Annotated in this window: 25 protein-coding genes and 1 tRNA gene; 9 read left to right on the top strand and 17 right to left on the bottom strand. The window is 52.8% G+C overall.

What is annotated here, in order from left to right; genetic code table 11:
- Positions 1-68: 68 nt before the first annotated feature.
- Positions 69-1148 carry a 3-isopropylmalate dehydrogenase gene (leuB, locus tag AC0LWM_RS09855; RefSeq protein WP_474674749.1) on the bottom strand — a complete coding sequence of 360 codons (1080 nt, stop codon included), beginning with the start codon at positions 1146-1148 and terminating at the stop codon, positions 69-71.
- Between the two features lie 110 nt (positions 1149-1258).
- Positions 1259-1618: a cupin domain-containing protein gene (locus tag AC0LWM_RS09860; RefSeq protein WP_474674750.1), complete on the bottom strand. Its 360-nt coding sequence runs from the start codon at positions 1616-1618 to the stop codon at positions 1259-1261.
- A 251-nt stretch (positions 1619-1869) separates the two neighbouring features.
- Between AC0LWM_RS09860 and AC0LWM_RS09865 the strand changes: the two genes are divergently transcribed.
- Positions 1870-2997 (top strand): glycoside hydrolase family 172 protein, encoded by a 1128-nt coding sequence (locus tag AC0LWM_RS09865; protein WP_474674751.1) that lies wholly within the window; start codon positions 1870-1872, stop codon positions 2995-2997.
- Positions 2998-3144: 147 nt separating this feature from the next.
- On the opposite strand, the gene AC0LWM_RS09870 is transcribed toward AC0LWM_RS09865, so the two are convergent.
- Positions 3145-5373: a serine hydrolase domain-containing protein gene (locus AC0LWM_RS09870; protein ID WP_474674845.1), complete on the bottom strand. Its 2229-nt coding sequence runs from the start codon at positions 5371-5373 to the stop codon at positions 3145-3147.
- A 185-nt stretch (positions 5374-5558) separates the two neighbouring features.
- On the opposite strand from AC0LWM_RS09870, the gene AC0LWM_RS09875 reads away from it, so the two are divergent.
- The 4 genes from AC0LWM_RS09875 (at position 5559) to thiM (ending at position 8866) form a co-directional block, all read left to right on the top strand.
- Positions 5559-6293: a response regulator transcription factor gene (locus tag AC0LWM_RS09875; protein ID WP_474674752.1), complete on the top strand. Its 735-nt coding sequence runs from the start codon at positions 5559-5561 to the stop codon at positions 6291-6293.
- A complete protein-coding gene (locus tag AC0LWM_RS09880) occupies positions 6277-7659 on the top strand; it encodes a sensor histidine kinase (RefSeq protein WP_474674753.1) in 1383 nt (460 codons plus the stop codon). Before AC0LWM_RS09875 ends, AC0LWM_RS09880 begins: the two co-directional genes overlap by 17 nt.
- Positions 7660-7785: 126 nt before the next feature.
- Positions 7786-7860 (top strand) — tRNA-Gly (locus tag AC0LWM_RS09885).
- A gap of 193 nt (positions 7861-8053) precedes the next feature.
- Positions 8054-8866, top strand: coding sequence for a hydroxyethylthiazole kinase (gene thiM, locus AC0LWM_RS09890; protein ID WP_474674754.1), 813 nt, complete (start codon positions 8054-8056; stop codon positions 8864-8866).
- 456 nt (positions 8867-9322) lie between these two features.
- On the opposite strand, the gene AC0LWM_RS09895 is transcribed toward thiM, so the two are convergent.
- From AC0LWM_RS09895 to AC0LWM_RS09920, 6 genes are all read right to left on the bottom strand, one after another.
- Positions 9323-9472 (bottom strand): hypothetical protein, encoded by a 150-nt coding sequence (locus AC0LWM_RS09895; RefSeq protein WP_474674755.1) that lies wholly within the window; start codon positions 9470-9472, stop codon positions 9323-9325.
- Positions 9473-10100: 628 nt separating this feature from the next.
- Positions 10101-11648, bottom strand: coding sequence for a 2-isopropylmalate synthase (locus AC0LWM_RS09900; RefSeq protein WP_474674756.1), 1548 nt, complete (start codon positions 11646-11648; stop codon positions 10101-10103).
- 97 nt (positions 11649-11745) lie between these two features.
- Positions 11746-12738, bottom strand: a complete 993-nt coding sequence (gene ilvC, locus AC0LWM_RS09905) for a ketol-acid reductoisomerase (RefSeq protein ID WP_474674757.1) — start codon at positions 12736-12738, stop codon at positions 11746-11748.
- A 247-nt stretch (positions 12739-12985) separates the two neighbouring features.
- The gene (gene ilvN / locus AC0LWM_RS09910) at positions 12986-13468 is read right to left on the bottom strand and encodes an acetolactate synthase small subunit (protein ID WP_474674758.1); all 483 of its coding nucleotides are present in this window, start codon (positions 13466-13468) and stop codon (positions 12986-12988) included.
- Positions 13465-15213 carry a biosynthetic-type acetolactate synthase large subunit gene (ilvB, locus tag AC0LWM_RS09915; RefSeq protein ID WP_474674759.1) on the bottom strand — a complete coding sequence of 583 codons (1749 nt, stop codon included), beginning with the start codon at positions 15211-15213 and terminating at the stop codon, positions 13465-13467. The genes ilvN and ilvB overlap by 4 nt, the downstream gene beginning before the upstream one ends.
- A 534-nt stretch (positions 15214-15747) precedes the next feature.
- Entirely contained in the window at positions 15748-15840 is a 93-nt protein-coding gene (locus AC0LWM_RS09920) for a YjcZ family sporulation protein (RefSeq protein ID WP_474674760.1), read from the bottom strand.
- 202 nt (positions 15841-16042) lie between these two features.
- Here AC0LWM_RS09920 and AC0LWM_RS09925 point away from each other — a divergent pair, with 202 nt between their 5' ends.
- Positions 16043-16498 carry a GNAT family N-acetyltransferase gene (locus tag AC0LWM_RS09925; protein WP_474674761.1) on the top strand — a complete coding sequence of 152 codons (456 nt, stop codon included), beginning with the start codon at positions 16043-16045 and terminating at the stop codon, positions 16496-16498.
- A 6-nt stretch (positions 16499-16504) separates the two neighbouring features.
- Here the strand turns inward: AC0LWM_RS09925 and AC0LWM_RS09930 are convergent, their stop codons facing one another.
- The 6 genes from AC0LWM_RS09930 to AC0LWM_RS09955 form a co-directional block, all read right to left on the bottom strand.
- A complete protein-coding gene (locus tag AC0LWM_RS09930; protein WP_474674762.1) occupies positions 16505-16777 on the bottom strand; it encodes a hypothetical protein in 273 nt (90 codons plus the stop codon).
- An 84-nt stretch (positions 16778-16861) separates the two neighbouring features.
- A complete protein-coding gene (locus AC0LWM_RS09935; RefSeq protein ID WP_474674763.1) occupies positions 16862-17494 on the bottom strand; it encodes a GAF domain-containing protein in 633 nt (210 codons plus the stop codon).
- 122 nt (positions 17495-17616) lie between these two features.
- The gene (gene rplT / locus AC0LWM_RS09940) at positions 17617-17976 is read right to left on the bottom strand and encodes a 50S ribosomal protein L20 (RefSeq protein ID WP_474674764.1); all 360 of its coding nucleotides are present in this window, start codon (positions 17974-17976) and stop codon (positions 17617-17619) included.
- Between the two features lie 35 nt (positions 17977-18011).
- Positions 18012-18209, bottom strand: a complete 198-nt coding sequence (gene rpmI, locus AC0LWM_RS09945; protein WP_474674765.1) for a 50S ribosomal protein L35 — start codon at positions 18207-18209, stop codon at positions 18012-18014.
- 15 nt (positions 18210-18224) lie between these two features.
- Complete coding sequence (infC, locus tag AC0LWM_RS09950; RefSeq protein WP_474674766.1) at positions 18225-18716, bottom strand: translation initiation factor IF-3; 492 nt, start codon at positions 18714-18716, stop codon at positions 18225-18227.
- 282 nt (positions 18717-18998) lie between these two features.
- Positions 18999-20237 (bottom strand): glycosyltransferase family 2 protein, encoded by a 1239-nt coding sequence (locus AC0LWM_RS09955; protein ID WP_474674767.1) that lies wholly within the window; start codon positions 20235-20237, stop codon positions 18999-19001.
- A 518-nt stretch (positions 20238-20755) separates the two neighbouring features.
- Between AC0LWM_RS09955 and AC0LWM_RS09960 the strand changes: the two genes are divergently transcribed.
- Complete coding sequence (locus AC0LWM_RS09960; RefSeq protein ID WP_474674769.1) at positions 20756-21283, top strand: phosphatase PAP2 family protein; 528 nt, start codon at positions 20756-20758, stop codon at positions 21281-21283.
- 48 nt (positions 21284-21331) lie between these two features.
- Complete coding sequence (locus tag AC0LWM_RS09965) at positions 21332-22447, top strand: MGDG synthase family glycosyltransferase (RefSeq protein ID WP_474674770.1); 1116 nt, start codon at positions 21332-21334, stop codon at positions 22445-22447.
- Between the two features lie 51 nt (positions 22448-22498).
- Here AC0LWM_RS09965 and trmB read toward each other — a convergent pair whose 3' ends face one another.
- Together trmB and AC0LWM_RS09975 are read right to left on the bottom strand one after the other, a co-directional pair.
- Positions 22499-23209, bottom strand: a complete 711-nt coding sequence (gene trmB, locus AC0LWM_RS09970) for a tRNA (guanosine(46)-N7)-methyltransferase TrmB (protein ID WP_474674771.1) — start codon at positions 23207-23209, stop codon at positions 22499-22501.
- A gap of 140 nt (positions 23210-23349) precedes the next feature.
- On the bottom strand, positions 23350-23553 hold the full coding sequence (locus AC0LWM_RS09975; RefSeq protein WP_474674772.1) for a hypothetical protein: 204 nt from the start codon (positions 23551-23553) through the stop codon (positions 23350-23352).
- Positions 23554-23855: 302 nt separating this feature from the next.
- On the opposite strand from AC0LWM_RS09975, the gene AC0LWM_RS09980 reads away from it, so the two are divergent.
- Complete coding sequence (locus AC0LWM_RS09980; RefSeq protein ID WP_474674773.1) at positions 23856-25148, top strand: outer membrane protein assembly factor BamB family protein; 1293 nt, start codon at positions 23856-23858, stop codon at positions 25146-25148.
- The last annotated feature ends 234 nt before the right edge of the window (positions 25149-25382 follow it).

Raw genomic sequence — 25382 nt, forward strand, 5'->3', positions numbered from 1 at the left:
ATTAAGATTTTGCAAATAACCCCCGGTGCAGCCGAAGCCGCTCCAGGGGTATCCCCATCCTAATTCAATTAAGCTTGCATCGCAGCGACAATCAGATCGCCCATCGCTGTCGTGCCGATCGCCTTGCTCTTGTCGACGGCGATATCGCCCGTACGGTGTCCGGCGTCAAGCACGGATTTCACTGCATTTTCGATCGAAGCTGCAGCATTTTCGTAGCCGAACGTCAGACGGAACATAAGCGCTACGGAAAGAATCGTCGCGATCGGGTTCGCGATGCCTTGTCCGGCGATGTCAGGCGCGGAGCCGTGCACCGGCTCGTACAGACCGAAGCTGCCTTCGCCAAGCGATGCGGACGACAGCATGCCGATCGAACCCGTCAGCATAGCGGCCTCGTCGCTCAAAATGTCGCCGAACATGTTCTCGGTAACGATTACGTCGAAGCTCGAAGGACGGCGCAGCAATTGCATCGCGCAGTTGTCTACAAGCACGTGCTCCAGCTCAACGTCCGGATATTCCGGAGCGATCCGGTTTACGACCTCACGCCACAGACGCGAAGTTTCGAGTACGTTCGCTTTGTCGACCGAAGCGAGCTTCTTACGGCGTTTTTGCGCGATTTCGAAGCCTTGGCGAGCAATACGCTCAACTTCGTTAACGTTATATACGCAAGTATCGACCGCTTCTTGACCGTTCGCGCCCTCGCGGCGGAACTTCTCGCCGAAATAAATGCCGCCCGTCAGCTCACGCACGACGATCAGGTCGGTGCCGTCCAGCACTTCAGGCTTCAGCGTCGAAGCGTCCTTCAAGCAATCGAATACCGTTGCCGGGCGAATGTTCGAGAACAAGCCAAGTGCTTTGCGGATGCCGAGCAAGCCGGTTTCCGGACGAAGCTCCTTCGGGTTGTTGTCCCATTTCGGGCCGCCAACGGCTCCCAGCAATACCGCATCGGCAGCTTTACATTTGTCGAGCGTGTCTTGGGGCAGCGGCGTGCCTTTCTCGTCGATCGCAATGCCTCCGAATAAGCTGTGGGAAGTCTCGAATTGATATCCGAACAGCTCCTCCGTGCGTTTTAATACTTTTTCCGCTTCCGCTACGACTTCCGGCCCGATGCCGTCGCCCGCGATAATCGCGATTTTTTTCACGTCTGCCATCGTATTCATTCCTCCATATCGTACAACGTACGTTGCCTTTGTAATCTAATTCAGTTGTAACACATTCCAGCTATTATGACAAAGATATAAAACCTATGATCTTAATAGGTTTATTCTATAGAGAGTTTCAATAACGAAAATATCGGATTACCCTTTTCTGCTTCGATAAAACGACGGCGGCACACCTTCGTTATTTTTGAAGGCGCGGCTAAACGAATGGATGCTCGGATACCCGAACCGTTCGGCAATCCGGCTGAGCGGCTCATTCGTAAACTGGATCGCTTGTTTTGCTTTTTCCATTTTTGAATATGCGGCTGTCTAACCGGCGAGTCGCCGATCCGCACGATAGAGTGACTCTGCTTTGGCTTGAAAATGAACACGTCGCCCGGCGCGGCTGTATATGATCTGTCTTCTAACGTGACATGCAGCTCCCCCTGCTTCAAATACAAAATTTCATAGTCCCACAGCACCCGTTCGGGGACGCTCCACGGGCAATCGATATAACTATCCATCGCAACGCGAATATAGGGCGATATCGAATGAAAACCGGTCAAAACGGCCACCGTCCGTTCCTGGGATCGATCTGCCTGCTCTCCTGCATTTCCATTTCATCATAGCAATAATTGTTAAAAAGCGATACAACTTGTGCTAAATTCAATCGGCGCAGTCTAGATTATAATGGGGGTGAAATTGACCTTGTTAGCCAAAGGAGTGTATTGCCGTGCAAGGACCGCTGCATAACATCGTTCATTTGCAGAAGGATGTCCGCTCGAAGCGCATATCCAGCTATGACCGGTCGGGAGGGAATGCCGACTATATCCCGATCGCCGCCGGGGAGACGAAAGAAATCGCCGCCATTTCCGGAGCCGGCATCATCAAGCATATCTGGATCACGATCGCAACCGCCGATCCGTTTATCCGCCGCAACGCCATCCTGCGAATGTATTGGGACGGGGAGACGGAGCCTAGCGTCGAATCGCCGATCGGCGACTTCTTCGGTCAAGGTTGGGGCGAGGAGTACAATTTCAGTTCATTGCCTTTGGCAGCCGCTCCGCTCAAGGGCAAAGCGCTTAACAGCTACTTCCCGATGCCGTTCGGCAACGGAGCGCGGATCACGGTGGAGAATGAATCCGACCACGATATTGGCAGCTTCTATTATTACGTCGACTACGAAGTTCACCCTTCCATTCCGGATACGATGGGGCGCTTCCATGCCTGGTGGAACCGGGAGATTACCGGCGTCCACCCGCGGGAAGGCGAAACCGAATGGGGAGTGATCGCCCCGCAAGGCAGCAATCCGACCGATGCGCACAACTACGTATTCGCGGACATTGAAGGCACCGGGCAGTTCGTCGGCATCAACTATTATGTCGACAATCCCGGCCCGATGTGGTACGGCGAAGGCGACGACATGTGGATGATCGACGGCGAAGCATGGCCGGGGTCGCTGCACGGCACCGGTACGGAAGATTTCTTCAACAGCTCATGGAGTCCGAATGAGCTGTATGCGCATCCTTATTTCGGCTATGCGCGGGTGCCGGACAAGTTTGGCTGGACGGGCCGGACGCATTGCTACCGGTTTCTTCTCGAGGACCCGATCCGCTTCTCCAAAAGCCTCCGCGCCAGCATTGAGCACGGCCATGACAACAGCTTGACACTGGATTTATGCACGGTCGCTTATTGGTACCAGGCGGAGCCGCATAAGCCTTTCCCGGCGATTCCGGCTAAGGAGACGCGCGCCAATATGCCGGAAATCCATGTGAACGATATTCACCGCTGGCGCCATGCATGGCGGCAATCGATGGGAGCGTCCCCAACGCTGTGGGGCAACGAACGCAAGGAACCGTAGCTCTGCAATGTGCCGCTGAAAGCAGCAGGCTGCGACCCAAAAAGGGCTCGCACGGCCGGATTGTAATGCGAGGAAGGGCGGGAGCCCCGGCCCCCGCCCTCCGTATTCATATGTTTGCCTCCACGAATGAACACCAGCTCTCTTTCCTTACCCGATCCCCATAATGAACTTGTAAATAAACTGGGCGAACCAGTATGCGGCTTCCTGACGGGTGAACGGATCATTCGGCCGGAAATCGACCGTTTCCTTGTCCTTCAACGTTAAGTCGGGTCCCGCCAGCCCGACGGCAACGATGATCTTCATCGCCTCATCGGCCTCCGCGTTTCCCGGCTGAGCCAGCTTGATTTTGTCCAGCGGCAGCGCCGCCAGTTGCTCCGGGGTCGACGTGCGTTGGAATGCGTGAACGAGAAGCATCGCCGCATCCTGCCGCGTTATCGCCTTATTCGGCGCGAAGGTTGTGTCCGTTATCCCTTGAACGAACCCCGCTTCCGCGGCCGTTTCGATTTCCCTTTCCGCCCACATACCTAATGTGTCCTTGTACCTTGCAGGCTGCTTCGACAAGGTCACCCCGGTCACTCCCATGATCCGAACCATAAGCGCCGTCATCTCGGCCCTTGTCACCGGTTGCCGCGGATGAAACCGGCCGTCCTCCGCTCCGCGCAAAATGCCCATTGCTTTTAATGTTCCGATATACGGCGCATATTCGTTTTTCACGTCAACGTCGACGAACTTCGTCGAAACTTTCCCGGCGTAACTGACCGGGTTGAGGTACTTCAAGTACGAAATTGTGCCGTCCTGTTCTTCCTTAAAAGCGAGCATGCGCCCGGTTTCATCCACGAATAACAGCGGGTCGATTTGCTTCAGCTTCTTCATTTGGCCGTAAACCTCGACGGTCAGCTCTCCTGGGCCTGTCGCCGAAACATGGAATAACAGCATGCTCATCCGCAGGTCGGAATACGTCCCTTCAAATCGCTTCAACTGCTCGGCCGGCATTGAGAGCGCCGCAGGTTTTTGCTCGCTCGTCGGGAAATACCGGTCGATGAACATGGAGTACCAGTCCCAAGCCAGCTTCGTCGAAGCCCCCATCTTGTTATGGATAAGGAAGATGCCGATCTTCTTCTCCGGTATGAGCAGCATATACGAGCTGTATCCGGGCACGTCCCCGCCTTTGCCGATCACGTGCAGGCCGCCCGTTTTGCTCGCATCGAACAAGTTTTCGAAGCCATAGGTCGCATCGGGATAAGCCCGGTGAATCCCCGTCTGGAACTGCTGCATCTTCCGGATGGACGATTCGCTCCAAACGCGCGTATCGCCGTACATGCCGCCGTTTAATTGGGCGATCATGAAATGCGCCGCATCCTCCGCCGTCATCAGCATGCCGCCGTCGGCCATTTCCGTTGGCGTCGTCGCGTAAGGCGGCATTGCATTGTTGTCCGCGTCGTAGCCGGTCGCTAGCTGCGGCAGCGATTTCTCCGTGATCGCGATTTCCGTATGCTTCATCCCCAGCGGGCGGAATATATTTTCATCGGCGTACTCTGTAAACGATTTGCCGGAAACGTTCTCGACAACATAACCGAGCAATTCAAACGCAAAATTGTCGTACATGTACGACGTTCCCGGCTCGCGAACGACGGGCGGCATGTACTGTTCCACGAAGTCCTTCAAACTTACGTTGTTTTTAAGATCAGGTGTATAAAATTCCGGCGATTCTACCGTTACTTGAAATCCGCTCGTATGCGTCAGCAGATCGTGAATCGTAACCGGCGTTTTGAACGGGTTGTCCAGCTTGATCCCGCCCATGTACTTCTGGACGTCTTCTTTCAAATCGATTTTCCCCTGTTCGGCCAGCTTCATGATTGCCGCCGCCGTAACCGCCTTGGTGACCGAGCCTACGCGAAAAACCGTCTTCGCCGGGTCCACCAAAGTTTTTTTGCCCACATCGGCGAAGCCGTAGCCTTTCTGAAAGACGATGCGTCCGTCTTGCACGACGACAATTGCCGTACCCGGAGGTTCTTCCGCTCCCGTTCGGCCTTTCATGAATTGATCGGAAAGCGCCTCAAGGCCGCTAAGATCAACAGACTTCGCTGCCGTGGCCTGCATCGCCGCAGTACTCGTTCCAGCCGGCTGCCCTGCTACGCCTTGCTTCGAAACCGTGCCCGTACTTGCTCCCGTCGGCTGCCCTGCTGCGCCTTGCTTCGAAACCGTGCCCATACTTGCTCCTGTCGGCTGCTCTGCTACGCCTTGTTTCGCCTCCAAACCGGCCCCAGATACCTGCTCTCCCGCACCGGCTGCCGCCGCATTGACCGTGAGCGCCAGACCTATGCCCGCGGCGACCGTGACAGTACGCGCTTTTTTCCATATTCGTAATGCTTTCATCACATCCGAAACCTCCCATTGGCCAGTCATATCGTTCACCCCTTCATCATAAGGGATCAATCTTTCTTCAGCCTGAGCCCTGTCTTACATTTACCTTACAAAAGAGGATTTGCCGGATGAAGAGAGAACAACGTATGCAGACTGTCGATGTCACTAGGACATCCGAAGAAAAGGAGTGCCCGGTCATGAGGAAAACGATTCTTATTGCCGACGACGAACGGGAAATCGTCGAACTGCTGAAGCTTTTCCTCGAGAGGGAAAATTATGAGGTCATCGAAGCGTACGACGGCGAGCAGGCATGGGAATGCATTCGCCGGCGCCGGATTGATCTGGCCGTCGTTGACATTATGATGCCGAAGCTGGACGGATACCAATTGATCAAGAGATTGCGCGCCGAGTACAAGCTGCCCGTTATTATTTTGTCGGCCAAAAATCAGGATAGCGATAAAATATTAGGGCTTGGACTTGGCGCCGATGATTTTATCGCCAAGCCGTTTAACCCTCTTGAAGTTGTCGCACGTATCCAGGCGCAGCTTCGCAGGGCATTCGAGTTCAACGAGCCCGAAACGAAGCCGGAAGAGCCCGAATCGCCTCCGCAAACGACAATCGGCCCGCTTACGCTGGATCACGGCGCATGCGTCGTTTACCGTTGCGGAACTGAAATTGCCTTGACCTCTTTGGAATATAAGCTGCTGAAAACGTTCATGCTGTCGCCGGGACGTATATTTACGAAGCAGCAGCTGTTCGAGCAAGCCTGGGCGGAGCCGTATTGGGAAGACGACAACAGCATAATGGTGCTCATCTCCCGGCTCAGAGACAAAATCGAGGACCCGGACCGGCCGCCCGCATTCATCAAAACCGTACGGGGTTTAGGCTACAAATTCGCTGCGAAGGACGATTTCGTTGAAAAAACCAACTAAGCTCTCCATCTCGCTCGTCAAAACCTTTGTTTTATTCGCGCTCACCCTCGGTGCGATCAACATTGCCGTCGCCTTGTTTATGGGGAACTGGCTCGAAACGGGGGCAACGGTCCAGGTGAGCGCGGCCGCTATCGTTCGCCCGGATTACGAGCATATCCCAACCGATCGGATTACGTCGTTAGGCGGCCATCTGGACATATTGGATGAGCAGCGGCGGGTCGTCTACCGGGACGGAAGCCCGGCAGACCGGACGGAGAAGTACACAGCGGAGCAGCTGCTGGAACGATTGTACGACAGGCCGGAGTTGGCCAACGTGTACTCTCTTGTTCCATTCCAGACGGTGGACGGCAAAATCTATTCCTTGCTGCTCGCGATGCCCAAACAGCATAACAACTTCGATATTCAGCTGAACCTGGTGCTGCTGCTGTTGTTCGGCATTGCGGTATATGCGTACGGCCGTTGGACGGCCAGGAGGATTACCGGGCCGCTGGAGAAAATTACGATAACGATTAAGCGGATGCGGAACGGCCATTACGGAGAGCGAATGTCGTTTGTTTCCAACTACGAATTCAATCTCATCCAGGACTATTTCAATGACATGTCGGCACACCTCGAACAGTCGGAGCTGGAGAACAAGAAGCTGATGCAAAGCAAACGGCAAATGCTGCTCGACCTGTCACATGACTTGAAAACGCCGGTTACTACAATTCAAGGCTATGCCAAAGCGCTTCATCTCGGCTTCGTCGACAGCCCGGACAAGCAGGAACGGTATTTGAAAATGATCTACGACAAGTCCGTTGTCGTCACGGCCCTCGTCGACGATATGTTCCAGCTTGCGATGCTCGATAACGAGGAGTATCCGTTCGCCGCCGAGCAAGTCGACTTCGCCGAATTCATCCGCCACATCGCAATCGATTACGTAGAACCGTTCGAAAGCAAAGGCCAGGAGCTGATCGTCGAAATTCCCAGTGGCAAAATCATGCTTCGCTTTCACGTGAGTTCGATGTACCGCGCGGTGTCCAACCTGCTGTCCAATGCATTAAAGCATAGCGGGACGGGTACGGAGGTTGTCATCGAACTGATCGAGACGGAGCAATCGGTGCAGCTGCATGTCACCGATAACGGCCCCGGCATCCCCGAATCGCTGCGCGACACATTGTTCGACCCGTTCGTGCGCGGTGACGAGTCGCGGCAAAGCGGCGGCGGAACCGGGCTTGGACTCGCTATCGCGAAGAAGGCGATCGAACGCCACGGCGGAGAGCTGAAGCTTGTTCAAGGCAACGGCCGAACCTCATTTCAGGCAATCATACCGAAATCGTCCGAGCCTGCGAATGATTCGCAAACCATTCAGCGGAAAAGAGATTGATAGCGGCTCAAGTCATCCCGATCCTTTTTTCCGAGCACGAAGCCATCTTGCTGCCATGATTGACACAAAATCGACGCAAACATCATCTTGCAATTTGCCGCAAGGTGTACTAAACTGTTTTCTAGTGCGGACGTGGCTCAGCGGTAGAGCATCGCCTTGCCAAGGCGAGGGTCGCGGGTTCGATTCCCGTCGTCCGCTCCATCCAATTTCATAATCACGGGAGCTTGCGGCAGCAGGCTGAGAGTATGGCTAATCCGCCATTGACCGTCTTAACCTGTTGGGTAATGCCATCGTAGGAAGCATGCAGCGATACTGTGTTTATTGCGCCTTGCCCGCTTATGCGGACAAGGCGTTTTTTAGTTTACGACCCGAAATCGGAGAGGAGTAATAAGGAATGAACATTCAAGACGTCATCGACTTACTGAAGAAGGTTCGTGAAAGTAATCCTCTGGTTCATAATATCACCAATGTGGTAGTCACCAATTTTACCGCGAACGGTTTGCTCGCTTTGGGCGCTTCCCCCGTGATGGCATATGCCAAGGAAGAAGTGGCCGACATGGCCAAAATCGCAGGCGCTCTCGTGCTGAATATCGGAACGTTGGACGAAACCGTCGTCCATTCGATGAAGCTCGCGGGCGGCTCCGCAAACGCGCATGGCGTACCGATCGTGCTGGATCCTGTCGGAGCGGGCGCGACCGCTTACCGGACGGAGACGGCCCAAACGCTCATGAGCAGCCTGCGAATAGGCATCCTGCGGGGAAATGTGGCCGAAGTCGCGAATGTCGTCGGACGCGAATCGAATATTAAAGGCGTCGACGCGGGCGCAGGAAGCGGCGATCCTGCCGAGCTCGCGCGTTATGCAGCCGAGCGGCTGCAAACGGTCGCGGCGATCACCGGCAAGGAGGACATCGTCTCCGATGGCCGCATGACGTACGTCGTGCGCAATGGGCATCCGATTCTGACGAAGGTTACCGGTACCGGCTGCTTGCTGTCGTCGGTGATCGGCGCATTTGCCGCCGTGGAGACCGACCTGGTCAAAGCGGCCGTCGCCGCGCTAGTGACGTACGGCGTGGCTGCCGAGCTTGCTGCGGCTTCCACCGCGGAGCAAGGGCCGGGCAGCTTCCAGGTCGAGTTCCTGAACCGTCTGGCCAATGTTTCCGCGGGCGATCTCGAACGGTTTGGACGCTTGGAGCGGATTGAAGGCTGACATTGGATCTGCTGTTGGTTGAAAGGCCGACAGCTTCCAGGCCGAGTTCCTGAACCGTCTGGCCGGCGTTACCGCGGGCGATCTCGAACGGCTTGGCCGTTTGGAGCGGATTGAAGGTTGACATTGGAGAATGTGGCTGGACCGGGAAAGCAACCGCATTGTGACGACGATTCCATCGGAAAAATAACTGGAAAATATGCATATAATCCGAGACGGATGAAGGTTTGGAGAATAATAACTGGAAAACATGTAGGTAAATTTATACGATTTCGCAAAAATCCCGGTACTCGGTGAAAATAAATGCATGTTTTCCCGTTAATTATATCAAAACTGCCGAATGTGACAAAAATAACTGCATGTTTTCCAGTTGTTGCTACATTAGAGGCATTTGCCCTTCCTGCCCTAGGCGCTTTCGGGCGAGTTCGATTGCCTTGTCGCTACGCAAACCAGAGCGGTTTACGAAGTCGTGCCTGCAGTGGAATGCGACACCTCGCCTGCTGCGGACTGCGTAACCTCGCCCGCTGCGGACTGCGTGACCTCGCATGTAGTGGACTGCGTGACCTCGCATGCTGCGGACTGCGAGAACTCGCCTGCGGCGGACTGCATGACCTCGCCTGCGGCGGACTGCGTGACCTCGCCTGCAGTGGAATGCGAGACCTCGCCTGCAGTGGACTGCGAGACCTCGCCTGCGGCGGACTGCGGGACCTCGCCTGCTGCGGACTGCGTGACCTCGCCTGCGGCGGACTGCGTGACCTCGCCTGCAGTGGACTGCGAGACCTCGCCTGCGGCGGACTGCGGGACCTCGCCTGCTGCGGACTGCGTGACCTCGCCTGCGGCGGACTGCGTGACCTCGCCTGCAGTGGACTGCGCCACCTCGCATGCTGCGGACTGCGTGGACCTCGCCTGTAGTGGAATGCGACACCTCGCCTGCAGAGGACTGCAAACCTCGCCTGCTGCGGACTGCGAACCTCGCCTGCTGCGGACTCCGTAACCTCGCCTGCAGCGGACTGCGTAACCTCGCCCGCTGCGGACTGCGACACCTCGCCTGCTGCGGACTGCGAGACCTCGCCTGCAGTGGCGCTTTCGAAGAAGCAACATTCTCAACATTCATCTCAATAGAGTTGGAACATCGTATCGCGAAACTAACAACCCAATTGCACCATTTACTAACAAACAGCCCCCGCGCGCCATTCACATGGCATGCAGGGGCTGTTCCTATTTGCGAAGCTGCACCTTAGATCAAGCTCATTTTGTCGCGCTTGCTTGCAGGTGCGTTGCGTTTGTCGATCAAACGGTTGATCGCGTCGATGTAGGCGCGGGCGCTCGCTTCCAAAATGTCGGTGCTGACGCCGCGGCCTTGCGCGGAGTAATCGCCCTGCTTCAGCACGACGTGGACCTCGCCAAGCGCGTCTTTGCCGTGCGTAACCGACTTGATGGAGTAATCGTCCAGCTCGACTTCTTCCTTCGTCGCCTTGTCGATCGCCTTATAAATGGCGTCGACCGAACCATTGCCGATCGCCGCTTCCTCCAGCACGCCGCCGTCAATCGTATGAATGCGCACCGTTGCGGTCGGCACCTGTTGGTTGCTGTAGGTCACCTGGATGAAGTCCAGCGAGAACACTTCCGGCGTATCGACGAGCTTCTCTTCGATCATCGCCCGGATATCTTCATCGCTGACGTCCTTCTTCTTGTCGGCGAGGTCCTTGAACTTGGCGAACGCCGCGTTCACTTGCTCGTCGTTCAAGTCGTAGCCCAGATCAACCAGCTTCTCGCGGAACGCGTGGCGCCCGGAATGTTTGCCCAGGACGAGCTTGCTTTCCTTGAGGCCGATCGTCTCCGGCGAGATGATCTCGTACGTCGTTTTTTCCTTCAGCATGCCGTCCTGGTGAATGCCGGACTCATGCGCGAAGGCGTTGGCGCCTACGATCGCTTTGTTGCCCGGTACGACCATGCCGGTCAGCTTGCTGACAAGTCGGCTCGTACGGTAAATTTCGCTTAGCACGAGCCCTGTCTTCGCTTGGAAAAACTCTTGGCGCGTCTCCAGCGCCAGCGCCACTTCCTCCAGCGACGTATTGCCCGCCCGTTCGCCGATGCCGTTGATCGTGCCTTCGATTTGATCGGCACCGTTCAGGATCGCCGCCAGCGCGTTCGCCGTCGCCATGCCGAGATCGTCATGGCAATGCGCGCTCAGCTGGATTTTCTCGATGCCCTTGACGTTTTCCTTCAGCGTCTTGAAGATGTTGCCGAATTCGCCCGGCGTCATGTAACCGACCGTATCCGGAATGTTGACGACCGTCGCGCCCGCGCGAATGGCCATCTCCGTCACTTCGCACAGGAAGTCCAGCTCGGTGCGGCCTGCATCCTCCGGCGAAAACTCGATTTTGCTAAAATACTTCTTCGCGTATTTGATCGCCGCTTCGGCCGTTTCCAGCACCTGGTGCTTCTCCATCCGCAGCTTATGCTTGCGATGGATCGGCGAAGTCGCCAGGAACAGGTGGAGGCACGGGTCCTGAGCGTCCTTGAGCGCCTCGCGGGCCGCTTCGATATCCTGTTCGCGAGAACGGGACAAGCCAACGACCGTTGCGTTTCTCACGGCACGGGCTACCGCATTAACTGCCGCCAAATCGCCTGGGGAAGCTGCCGGAAATCCGGCTTCCATCCGGTCGACGCCAAGCTTCTCCAGCTGCAGGGCAATCTCTACTTTTTCCTTCGTGTTCAAATTGACGCCCGGCGATTGCTCGCCGTCGCGAAGCGTCGTATCAAAAATGTATATTTTGCGCATACCGTTCACCCCCTGCGATAGTCACAAGCGCTTAGCATGATTAACGTACAGAAAGCGCCCGATGGTCGCAGCGCTCTCTACATAATATGAATAACAATTACTTTTTAATCCAGTGCATCATTTCACGCAGCTGAGCGCCGACCACTTCGATCGGATGCTCGGATTCGTTGCGGCGGGTAGCCGTCAGGAATGCGCGGTTCGATTGGTTTTCAAGGATGAAGTCGCGGGCGAATTTGCCTTGTTGGATGTCGGACAGGACGCGCTTCATTTCTTTTTTCGTTTCTTCCGTTACGATGCGAGGGCCGGTAACGTAGTCGCCGTATTCAGCCGTGTTGCTGATGGAGTCGCGCATCGTAGCCAGACCGCCTTCATAGATCAGGTCGACGATCAGCTTCAGCTCGTGCAAGCACTCGAAGTAAGCCATCTCCGGAGCGTAGCCTGCTTCAGTCAACGTTTCGAAGCCTGCTTTGATCAGGGCGCTTACGCCGCCGCAAAGTACGGCTTGCTCGCCGAACAGGTCGGTTTCCGTTTCTTCTTTGAACGATGTTTCGATAACGCCTGCACGCGTGCAGCCGATGCCTTTAGCATAGGCTAGTCCAATCGCAAAAGCGTTGCCCGTTGCGTTTTGCTCAACCGCGATCAGTCCAGGAACGCCGAAGCCTTCGACATACGTACGGCGTACGAGATGTCCCGGGGATTTTGGCGCTACGAGCAATACGTCCGTATCTTTCGAAGGAACGATTTGTCCGAAATGAACGTTGAAGCCGTGGGAGAACATCAGAGCTGCGCCTTTTTTCAGGTTCGGCTCGATTTCTTCTTTGTAAACTTTCGCTTGCGTTTCGTCCGGCATCAGGATTTGTACAACGTCGGCGCGTTTTGTCGCTTCGCCTACGGAAAGCACTTCGAATCCGTCGTTTCTTGCTTTGTCGGCCGATTTGCCTTCGCGAAGACCGATAACGACATTCAGTCCGCTGTCACGCAGGTTTTGCGCTTGCGCGTGGCCTTGGCTGCCGTAACCGATAACGGCGATCGTTTTGCCTTTAAGTACGTTGAAGTCAGCGTCTTTTTCATAATACATAGTAACTGCCATGGGAATAAGTCCTCCTTTAATTTAAACCCTTTGAGCGGGTGTTTGAACCATCGCGCTTTGAACCGTTACCGGACCTCAGTGCCCTCGCCGCTACTCCTTGTTGTACAAGCGAGTTGTCACTAGCCGTCTTGCGCCCGTCGATGTCCTCAAACACCCGCCCAACGCGGGTGCTTCCAAAATGAATACATTGCGTGTGCCGATCTATGCCGGCATGTTATACCGATGCGAAACCGATGACGATTTTCGCTTACTTCGCGTTGCCGCGGATCATCGCCGTAACGCCGGTGCGCGATTGCTCACGAATGCCGTATGGCTTCATCAGCTCGATCATCGCATCGATTTTCTCCGAGTCGCCGACGACTTGAACCGTAAGCGACGCCGTGCCGATATCGACAACCGCCGCGCGGAACGTTTCGACGACGCCCATAATTTCCGGACGCGTGCTCGGCTCCGCATTCACTTTAATGAGAGCGAGCTCGCGGGCAACCATCGGGTGAGCGCTCAGGTCGATGACCTTAATGACGTCGATAATTTTGTAAAGCTGTTTCTGCACTTGCTCCAGCGTCCGTTCGTCGCCGGTCGTCACGATGACCATGCGCGACAATCCCGGCTCTTCGGATTGGCCGACCGTGATGCTTTCGATGTTGAAGCCTCTGCGCCCGAACAAACCCGATACGCGCTGAAGAACGCCCGGCTGATCATTTACGAGTACTGCTATCGTATGTCTCATTGTTCATCATCCCCCATCAGCATCTGTCCGATCGTGTTGCCTTGCGTAACCATCGGATAGACGTTTTCCCCTTTGCGGACGACAAAGTCGATCACGACCGGTCCCGGCGTATCCAGCGCTTCCTGCCAAGCGCGCCGCGCCTCTTCCTTGTTCGTTGCGCGAAGTCCTTTGACGCCGTAAGCTTCGGCCAGCTTCACAAAATCCGGGCTGCCCGCCAAATCGATATGGCTGTAACGGTTGTCGTAAATGATCTCCTGCCATTGGCGCACCATGCCGAGCACCTGGTTGTTGATGATGACGACTTTAACCGGGATGTTGTTGATAGCGCATATTGCAAGCTCCTGCGCGCACATCTGCATGCCGCCGTCGCCGTTGATCGAGATAACGAGCCGGTCCGGGTTCGCCATCTGCGCACCGATTGCGGACGGGAAGCCGAAGCCCATCGTGCCAAGTCCGCCGGACGTAATCAAGGAACGCGGATGGACGTATTTGTAAAATTGAGCCGCCCACATTTGGTGCTGGCCAACGTCGGTCGTAACGATCGCTTCGCCTTTGGTCGTTTCGTTCAGCATTTCGATAACCCATTGCGGCTTCAATTCCGTATCGGAATCGGTATATTTAAGCGGATAGTTTGCTTTATTGCGCTGAATTTCTTCTCTCCACGCGCTTGCTTTTTTAGTCAGCTTGGCGTCTTTGTTGACGATTTGCAGCACCGTCTTGATGTCGCCGACGATCGGAATGTCGGTCGGCACGTTTTTGCCGATTTCCGCCGGATCGATGTCGATGTGGACGATTTTTGCTTTCGGCGCAAAGCCGTCGAGCTTCATCGTCACCCGGTCATCGAACCGCGCGCCGATATTAATCAGCAAATCCGCGTTTTGCAGCGCCATATTCGCCGTATAGGTGCCGTGCATGCCCGGCATGCCCATCCACAGGTCGTTTCCGCTTGGGAAGCCGCCAAGTCCGAGCAGCGTTGTCGTGACCGGAATTTGCGTCGCGTTAATGAATTCGAACAACTCGTCGTGCGCCCCGGAGTAGATGACGCCGCCGCCTGCCAGAACGACCGGGCGTTCCGCTTCCTCGATTGCTTGAATGAGCTTGTCGACTTGCAGCTTGTTCGGATTCACCGTCGGATTGTAACCGCGAATATCAACGGAAGTTACCGGTTTGAACATCGCTTTGGCCGCGGAGACGTCTTTCGGAATATCGATCAGCACCGGTCCTTTGCGGCCGGTCGAAGCGATATGGAACGCCTCGTGGATGATGCGCGGCAAATCGTTTACGTCACGCACCAAATAGCTGTGTTTCGTAATCGGCATCGTAATGCCTACGATGTCCGCTTCCTGGAACGCATCCGTTCCGATCGCCGAAGTTGCGACGTTGCCCGTGATGACGACGAGCGGCACCGAATCCATGTAGGCCGTAGCGATGCCTGTCACCAAATTCGTCGCCCCCGGTCCGGATGTGGCGATACATACTCCGACTTTGCCGGTCGATCTCGCGTATCCGTCCGCCGCGTGAATGGCTCCTTGCTCGTGGCGTGTCAGCAGGTGGTTAAAGTCCGAAAACCCGTGCATTGCATCGTAAATATAGAGCACCGCACCTCCGGGATATCCGAACACGCAGTCCACTCCCTCCAGCAGCAGGGAACGCAATAACATTTCCGAGCCCGTAATGACATCGGGCTGCACCCATTTTTCCCTTAATTCTTCTTTCGACCGCAATGTTGCATGTTGTGCGCTCATAAGCGTCATCCTCCTTCTTCGAAAGTCAAATGATTGATAAAATAAAAAACCCCTTTCATCCCAAACGCATAGCGTTTGCGGGACGAAAGGGGTTGATCTCTTCCGTGGTACCACCCAAATTTGTTATGCGTCTCGCGACACATAACCTTAGTAGGTAAACCGAACGATGACGCGCATCATCCGATACCTATGGCACAATAACGCGTGCCTCGCGATTTTTCCTAATAACCGGCCGCATGACCGCTTTTCAGAAAAACAGCTCCGAGGTGAGCTCGTACATAAGGGATTAGGGTGTTGGTTTCAGCATATTCCAAACACTCTCTGAGCATAAGAGCCCTTAAGACTTCGTCCTCATCATAGCCGATTCACAATATCGCAATTCAATGTTAAAGCTTATTATATGCATTGGCCGTACATTAGTCAATACCTACACGAAATGAATTCTTAAATTAATTTGCAGCGCCTTCATGCCGCTCACGCAAAAGCCGCAGGTCGACATATCGACCCGCGGCTTTAGGACCCGATTCGCTCGAATTAAATGAAACAAGAGCGAAGTACGATGACGAGCAAAATAAACAACACCAGAATAACACCTGTGCTTGTAAATGCGCCTCCGATTCCACCCATCGTCAAACCCCCCTCTCCGAATGATCGGGGTTCCGCAACTGCTACGGCTCCGCGGATGATTGCTGAACCCGAATTTATTGTATGTGCCATATGCTCTGCCCGTATGGTCTGTTGTCACGATCTTCAAACATTCGCGACATTTCAAACTTTCCCTACATATGCTAGAACAAATCGGCAACGAACTCGGGAGAGGGGATTCGGAATGATACGGCTTAGACATCCGCGCAGGGACGATCGCACGATCTATTCGCTCATTGAAACGGAGCTGATGCCTTGGTCGGGGATTTCGCATCCGACCGACCCTCGGCATAAGTCGGAAATCCGCCGAAAACTGTCATCCGGGACGACGTTCGTTGCGCTAAACGCCCGAGGCAAGTCGATTCCTCCCGTCGGCTTCGTCAACACGATGATCATTGGTCATATGATCTTCATTGATATGCTCGCAGTCAAGGCCGACGAACGGCAGAGGGGCTGGGGTAGCCAGCTTATGCAAACGGCAGAGCTGCACGGCTTGCGCAGCGGCTGCACGTTTGCCGGCCTGCTGGTCAATAACTCGAATACCGCCGCATACAGGTATTACTTGCGCCGCGGCTATTATCCGGTCAAACAGCATGATGAATTAAAATGTTGGGAGATGCACAAACCGTTTTATCCCTAATCCGGTTTAGAAAAATCCGCCGAACCCAAACGGGCTGCCGAACCCAAACGGGCTAAATCCGCCGAATCCGAAAGGCTGCGTCCCGATCGCCAGCAAATCGAACAGCACTAGCGGTATAAAAGCCTGCGTCACTGCCTTCGATCCATCAGCCCGTTCGATACAAAAACCGTTGCGATTGCGTACAAGTCTGCCGGAAACCATCGTGCCGTCTTTTTTCATCACATAAACCTGCTTGCCAATGAGCTGTTCGATCTCCTGTTTGCTAATCGTATTCTGCATTATAAAGCCACCTTTCTAGCAATTTATCATATACTATGCAGGTAGCTTTCATAATGCTTATCCATTTGTCTATTATGTAACCCATTACGAATCGGTTGATTTACTCAATTCTTCATATAGACGGGCGTTCTCGAGCGCGATACCGGCCGGCATCGTGATCGATTCCAGCAGGCGAACGTCCTGATCGCTAAAATGCGGCTTGCCGACCTTATTGATCAATTGCACGACCCCGATTACGCCGGCTTTCGTCTTAATCGGAACGCAAATCAAATTCCGGGTCGCAAAGCTCGTTTTGTCGGATACTTTGCTTGACCAACGCGTATCGCTCGCGACTTCATCCACCTTGAGAGGCTTGCCGTGCATGGCGACCCATCCGGCGATGCCTTCCCCCATACGAAGCCGGATTTCCTTCACTTCGCTTCGTTTTTCCCCAGTCGCCACTTTAAAATACAGCTCGTCCTTCGTCTCATCCTTCAAGATCACGGAGGACGCCTCCGCGCCGATCACCTCGACCGCCTTTTCCATCAGAACTTCAAGCAGCTCTTCCGGTTCGCGCATGCAGGAATTCAAGGCCATGCTCGCATCCAGCAATTTGTTGACACTCGTTATTTCATGCTCCAATCGGAGACGTTTGCTCCGAAGCTGCACGACAAAAGCGGCCAAAACGACAGTGCTCACGCCCAGCAATACGATAATTGCGATCGATGCGGTATTCATCGCGTCCTCCTCAAAAGGTTTGTTCGCTATTTTTCCCATCTTAACACACAAACAAGCAAACGAAAAAGCCGTCACCTTCGGGTGACGGCTTGCTTTCCGCAAAAAAGCGCGCCGTGCGCTTCTTACGCGTTGATTTTTCCTTTGGCAACGCCTGCTAGCGAGTTGAATGCAGTCAGGTCGTTAACGGCCAGATCAGCCAGCATTTTGCGGTTGATGTCCACGCCTGCCAGTTTCAGTCCGTGCATCAGCTTGCTGTAAGACAATCCGTTCATGCGAGCCGCTGCATTGATCCGTACGATCCACAGCTTGCGGAAGTCGCGTTTTTTCTGGCGACGGTCACGATATGCATAAAGCAGCGATTTCATGACTTGTTCGTTAGCTGTTTTGAACAATCTATGTTTCGAACCGAAATATCCTTTTGCAAGCTTCAATATTTTTTTACGACGACGAGCGCGTACGATACCGCCTTTAACTCTTGCCATTTCGTTCTACCTCCAAAAATAGTGTTAAGTGATTATTAAAGTTGAGCCAATCCTTGCTTCAAACGGCTTGCATCGCCTTTGGCCATCAGCGGGCTCGTGGACAGAACGCGTTTTTGGCGGCCCGATTTGTGCGAGAGCAGGTGGTTTTTGTAAGCTTTGTATCTTTTCACTTTGCCGGTACCCGTCACTTTAAAGCGGTCTTTAAGACTGCTGTGTGTTTTCATCTTTGGCATGGGGAATCCTCCTAATCATTTCGGTGATAAAATCATGATCATGCTGCGTCCTTCAAGCTTCGGAGCACGCTCCAGGTTGCTGAGCTCGCTAACTTCCTGCGCCAGCCGGTCCAGAATTTTCTGGCCGATCGCCGCATGGGTAATTTCCCGTCCGCGAAAACGAACCGAGCACTTCACCTTGTCGCCGTCCTTCAAAAACTTAACGACGTTGCGCAGCTTCGTCTGATAATCGTGTTCTTCAATGTTGGCGCGGAACCAAACTTCCTTGATGTCGACGATTTTTTGATTTTTGCGCGCTTCTTTTTCTTTCTTCTGCGATTCGTAACGGAACTTGCCGTAGTCCATAATCCGACATACCGGCGGTTTTGCCGTCGGTGCGACGTTCACCAAGTCCAGGTTCAAGTCAATCGCCATTTGCAACGCTTCACGAATCGGCTTAATGCCGATTTGTTCGCCTTCCGGTCCGACGAGTCGCACTTCCTTCACGCGAATTTCGTCGTTAATCATATGTTCCTTACTGATATACAGCCACCTCCAACTTTAGCTACCCAATTTCTTTAACCTATCGTTACTAGGGATCCGTTTTGACCGCACAAAAAAAGATGCGGGCGTAAGTCACCCACATCTTCATGGACCAAATGAGCAAAAATTCGCATCATCGTGCTTGATCGCAGACCAGCCAACGAACGTCGGTCAGGTGAGAAGCGGGCGCTTCTACTTCGGAGAATATTTAATACACTAGATCAGTGTAACACTTGTCACGACATATGTCAACGAAAGATTCACAGACTACAGCTGCTTGTTCTGTACTTCGTCCAGACGAAGGACGCGCGTATGCTGCGTATGGCTCCATTGCTTGTTGTTCTGCGTGAAAAACGCGTAGAACGTAATCGGCCACCACGATAACAAGAAAAACGGCAGCAGCAGCATGTATGCATACATCTTCCACGACTTCACTCGTTCAAGAATGAGCGCAAGCGGGAACATGACAATCGCGCAGAACATCGAAATGCCGATGACCCAAGACGGCAAATATTCGTAAATGGATACGAACACGTTGTCCGCGGGAATGATATTGTCTACCCACAGCATAACCGTCATCAGAAATCCGAGCAAGACGTTATACACCGTTACGGAGTACAATGCAGCGTCGAACTTGATGAAGTTGCGTTCCTTGATGCTCTGCCACAGCAGCGGGAAGAAGAAGCGTCTTGCCACGTTGAAGTGTCCTTGCATCCAGCGTAGGCGCTGGCGAGCCGAGGCTTGGAACGTCAGCGGCTTCTCGTCGAATACTTTGGCGTCGTAATTCAGGACAGGGTTGATGCCTTTCTTCACGCAGCGCATCGTGAATTCCAAATCTTCGACAAGGCTCGTTGCGCCCCAGCCCATTTCCTTCAGCAGGTTCGATTCGAAACACATCCCCGTGCCGCCCAGGAAGTTGGCCATCCTCAAATTCGTACGGGATAGCTGCCACAGTCTGTTGCAATACCAGTACGTAATGCCGTAAGCTGCCGTAATCCAGGAATCCGCAGGGTTCTTCGTATCGAGATACGCTTGGATGACCTTATGGCCGTTGCACAAATCATTGTTCATATGCGTCAAGAAATCGGTATTCGTCAAGTTGTCCGCGTCGAACATAACAACGGCGTCATATTGGCGAGGCATGCTCCACAGTTCTTTCAGCATCCATTCGATCGCATGGCCTTTGCCGCGAAGGTGCGGGTTGTTCCGCACGCAGGCGTTAACGCCATAGCTTCGGACGATTTCGGCCGTACGGTCGCTGCAGTTATCGCAAATGACGAAAATATCGTAAAGCTCTTTCGGATAGTCGAGATTTTTCAAATTTTCGATAAGCGCTCCGACAACCTGCTCTTCGTTATGAGCGGCTACGAGCACGGCAAACGATTTTTGCGGCGCATGAAGCTTCCGCGTTTTTTTCTTGATGATGCCAAAGATCGAAATGCTAAATTGATACACGCCGATCAACGCCATTAAAATTTGTGCCGCAACCAAAATAATATTGAACATACGATTTTTGCCCCCTTGCACCTATCTTTATTTGTTTTGTCCACAACAAGCTTTAGTTCGTTGTTCATCGTTCTTTCGTTACGGCCTTAGTGCCGTAAATGATTTTCCTATCTTCCCACCGATTTGTCAAAAGCGCTATTCGCCTTCATATTGCCTATTGGCAGGTTAATGGGTGAAATGGAACGTTACGGAGCCAAAGTTCTCTTCCTCAAACTCCATATGTCTTATTTTCATCCATTTTCTCGTTTTTTATTTCAGGATTGTTACAAATTTAGACGAGGGAACGATAAAAAAGGTTTCACTTTGTAATCATTCTGTAACATTTTCGTAACACTTTTGCTTTTTTCGAATATCGGTTACACTAAAGAAAATTTACTTTTGGTTGATATTCGCCTGACATTTATCATTTATAATAAAAGCATCTGATCGAAGTATTTCGAGGAAGATCCATTCGTGTTTCAGCGGTGGCTTGTATTGGTAAAGAATGTTCTCAAACTACATGACGAGGAGGACGCGCGATGAGCCGGGTTGTCAGTTGGCTTCAAGAGCATGAGCAGCGTATGTTTTTTTGGGTAAACCGCCGCATCAATCACGCCATTCTCGATTTTCTTTTATATTATTTGACCTTTCTCGGCGGCGCGACATTGACGATATTCATTACGCTATCGTTCGCCTTATTCGCTCCGGCACCATGGGGTACCGTCGGGTTGCAAAGCCTGATCGCACTTGCCATAAGCCATATTCCGGTGGCGATTATCAAGAAGAAATATCCGCGCCTCAGGCCGTATCTCGTACTGCCGCAAACGAATACACACAAAAATCCGCTGTCCGATCATTCCTTTCCGTCCGGGCACACGACGGCGATTTTTTCCGTTGTCGTACCGTTTATCGTCGCAATGCCTTGGCTTGCTTTCATTCTGATCCCGGTAGCCGTTATCGTCGGTTTGTCGCGAATCTATCTCGGCCTGCATTACCCGTCGGATTGCGCCGCGGGCGGTGTCATCGGAACGGCCGTTGCGATGGGGACGGTTGCTTTTTTCCCATAAAATAGGTATTGTAAAAGGTACTATAAGGTATGGGATAGGTGAAATCCATTGCGCAAAAAAAGAGTTCTGCTGTTCTCCGAAGGCTTCGGCGCCGGTCATACGCAGGCTGCCCATGCGCTATCGATCAGTTTGCGAAAGCTTTACCCCAACGTACAGACACGCGTATTTGAGCTAGGAAGTTTTTTTCACCCGACTATCGCTCCATGGATATTGTCCGCATACCGCAAAACGGTCAGCTCTCAACCGAAGCTGGTCGGCATGATGTATCGTTCCCAATACCATAAATCGTTGAACCGTTTGACCACGCTGGCGTTGCACCGTATTTTTTACACCCAGGCGCTCAGCATGATCCGGCAGCTACGTCCCGATACGATCGTATGCACGCACCCCATTCCGAACGCCGTGATCTCCCGGCTGCGTCGGCTTGGGTTAAATGTGCCTCTATGCACGGTCATTACCGATTACGACGCGCATGGTACCTGGATCAGCCCCGAAGTGACCAAATATTTCGTATCGACTGCGGAAGTGAAGAAGAAGCTGCTCGACCGCGGCGTCCCCAGCAGCAAAATCCAGGTGACCGGCATCCCCGTTCATCCGAACTTCTGGGAGCATCAGAACAAAAATGAAATTCGCGAGCGTTTTCTGCTTAAAGACATGCCAACCGTGCTCATTATGGGCGGAGGCTGGGGACTGCTGGACAATATCGAACTTATTGAATATATGACCCGCTGGCGCGATCGGATACAGCTTATTTTTTGCCTTGGCAGCAACGACAAAATTCGCGCGAAACTATCGTCCAATCCGTTGTTTCGACATACGAACATTCGGCTGCTCGGATTTACGAAAGAAGTCGATAAATTGATGGAAGTATCGGATTTGCTCATAACGAAACCGGGCGGCATGACCTGTACGGAAGGCATGGCCAAAGGAATACCGATGCTGTTCTACAAGCCGCTTCCCGGACAAGAAGAAGAAAATTGCCTGTACTTCACCCAGCAAGGCTACGGCGAGCAGATTACTTCGTTCGAGACCATCGATACTTGGTTCAACCTGCTGCGCGACCAATATCCCGCCGTATCCGAACGGCGCCGCAAGCTTGTCGAAATGATAGCCAGCTACAATCCGACCGCTTGCTCGCAAGAGATTATGCGCCTCATGTCATAGGCTCGAAGGCGTAAAGCCATACGTGGAACAAAAAGAAGGAGCTTCCCGTAATTAGCGGGAAAGCTCCTTTTTGCTGCGTTCATATTCGGCTAGCGCTTCGGCGCCGATAACAACTTCGCACCGGTGAATGTTAATACCCTGCTCGACAAATTTCGATTCGTATTCGGTCATGACATGATCTTCATTGATGCCGTCGCGATGCAAATTGAGCGAAATATTGCGCATTTGCAGCCCCATCTCGGCGAAGGAGTTGAGCGAAAACTCAAACAACGTTTGCGAATCGGTTTTTTGATGAATTTCGCCGCGTTCGTTCAGCAGCTTCTTATATTTTTCCAGGAAGCCGGCATGCGTCAGACGGCGCCGGGCATGCTTCTTCTTCGGCCATGGATCGCTGAAATTGAGATAAATCCGTTCGATTTCGTTTTCCTCGAAAATATCCTCGATGCGCTCGATATTGAACAACGCAAGCGCCACGTTCGGCGGCTCGCTCTCGCCTTTTTCCTCCCAGACCGCTCTCACTTTTTCGCTGGCGCGGCGCAGCAGCTCGTCGTACATGTCGACGCCGATAAAATTCACTTCCGGGTACTTGCCGCTCATCTGGCTTACGAAACGACCTTTGCCCATGCCGAGCTCGACGTGAATCGGACGGTCGTTGCCGAAAAATTCGGCCCATTTGCCTTTATATTGATTCGGCTGCAGCAGGACGAGCTCCGGCTGCTGCTCCAAATTTTCGCGTATGCCTTTTCTACCTCTTAACCGCATCGTACTAAATCCTCCACAAGTTCGATTCAAACTCCTTGCCCTATTGTGCCTAACAAACCCGAAAATGTAAAGAGCGCAAAATAAAAGCGTTCCGTCGCAGCAATTCGCTGACGAGGAACGCTCTATGTTCGAGTCGTGTATTAAACAAGCAATCGGTAATCGATGGCATCCTTCTTGTTCAGGTTCAGCTGGTTATCCAGAGCTTGGTGCAACTTGCGCCGTGCCTCTGCCTTCACTTGCGGGTTCTGGTTGAATCTGACGCCCGTCAAAGCCATCGCTTCGTTAATCGTCAATTCGACCATCACTTTATCGCTTCCTTGGTTGACATTGAATTGCGAATTCATGGATCATCACCTCTTAGGTTAATTAATTACCAGTTTCCCCATTGAACGATCTAACTATGAATTCCTCAGCGACGAAGATAAATATAAGGCTTGAAAACCATTGATATTGCTGAACTTAAGGCACTTTTAATATAACACACCATGTTAGGTTTCGCAAGTGGTTTTCGAGAAAAACAAACGATTGTTCTGGAAAATGTTTCGACGGAAATTTGGATATTGTTTCATTTTTATGTAACTTTTATCGTCGGGTCGACGTCTAACAATTGCAACGTCATTCCATTCACTCGAAGGAGATGTTTATATTGAACAAATTCAAATCGATCGCATGTGCCGTCGTCGCACTTGTCGCGATCATCGCAACCACGCCGTCCGCATATGCGAACAAGTTGCCGCAGAATACATATATCGGCGGCTATTGGGGAGATACTGCCTCTATACCGACGGCAAAGCTGAAATGGACGTCCGAATTCGACTCCCGTAAGGATGGGATTTTGACCGAACCGATCGCCGCAGGAGGCGGGAAGCTTTTCGTCTATAAGAACAACCGGCTGACGACCCTATCGACCCAAACCGGCAAAACGCGCTGGACGTCCGGCAAGTCGCTGTCCGCCCCCGTCTATTACGACCGCGAGATCGTTTATTCCAGTTCGAAGGACGGAACGGTTTATGCCCTATCGTCCAAAGACGGCGGCAAAAAATGGGCCTCCGGCATTAAAATCACAGACGCGGAGCAGATCGTTGCGGAAGGCGACCGCTTATTGGTATTGAATCGTGAGGCCATTACCGCGCTCGATCGCAAGTCAGGCAAGGTATTGTGGCAAGCGAAGCATGCATCCGATTATATGAACGAAGCTCCGCTTTTCATTTCGGGCAACGTTGTTATTCGCACGATCCAAGTATCCGGAGCGCTCACCCATAACAACCTACTGGCATACGATTTGCTGACGGGCGCGGAACTATGGATAGCGGATTGGCATGATGAACCGCTCGCCGTTCGGGATAATCTCGTTTACACCAGATACAACATGCTGCAATCGTTCGACGTGCCTCCTTATTACGACATCGACCTGTTGGATTTGAAGACGGGCGAAAAGACGGCGACGAGAACGTTTAAACTTGACGATATGAATGCAGAAATCGCAGTGGAAGGCGACTTTATTTATGTTAGCGGCAAAAAAGCCGCATATCGATATTCGGCGACGGACGCTTCGAAGGAAGATCAGCCGAAAAAGTATTCAACGATAAATGTAAATGGGGGTACGGACCTGATCCTTGGTCCTTATCGAGACCGGTTATTTTTCTTGGATAAAAATAAAATGGGCAGCCTCTCGGCAGTCAAGACGGCAAACGGACAAGCGAGTGCCTACAACGGCATCAGCAACCCAATCTCGCGCGTCGACCTTGTCGGAAATGGCGTGTATGCCGGACAAACGGATGGGACATTCATCGGCTTCAACTTGGAGACGACCAAGCCTCTGTTTAAACTCGTTACGAAAGAACGCGAATATGGCTCCACCATAGCTGCGGACGGAGTGGTTATTGTCCGGGGCAAAACAAAACTGTATGCCGTGGAAATGCCTGCGGCATTAAAATAACTTACGCATTGCCGATGGGCGATCATGCGAGTATGGAAGACGGTTCATGCTCGCATTTCGCCTTTTTTTTCGTTACAATAAGAAAAGCTTCCGATCGAAGCCTTTTCGACGAAGATACATTCGTGTTTTAGAGGTAGCTTTTCTTGGTAAAGAATGTTCTCTTTCTGTCTAACGCTTTACCGAACTCTAACATTCTTTATCGTTAAGAAAAGCTTCCGATCGAAGCCTCTCGAC

This window comes from Paenibacillus sp. sgz302148, from assembly GCF_056120465.1.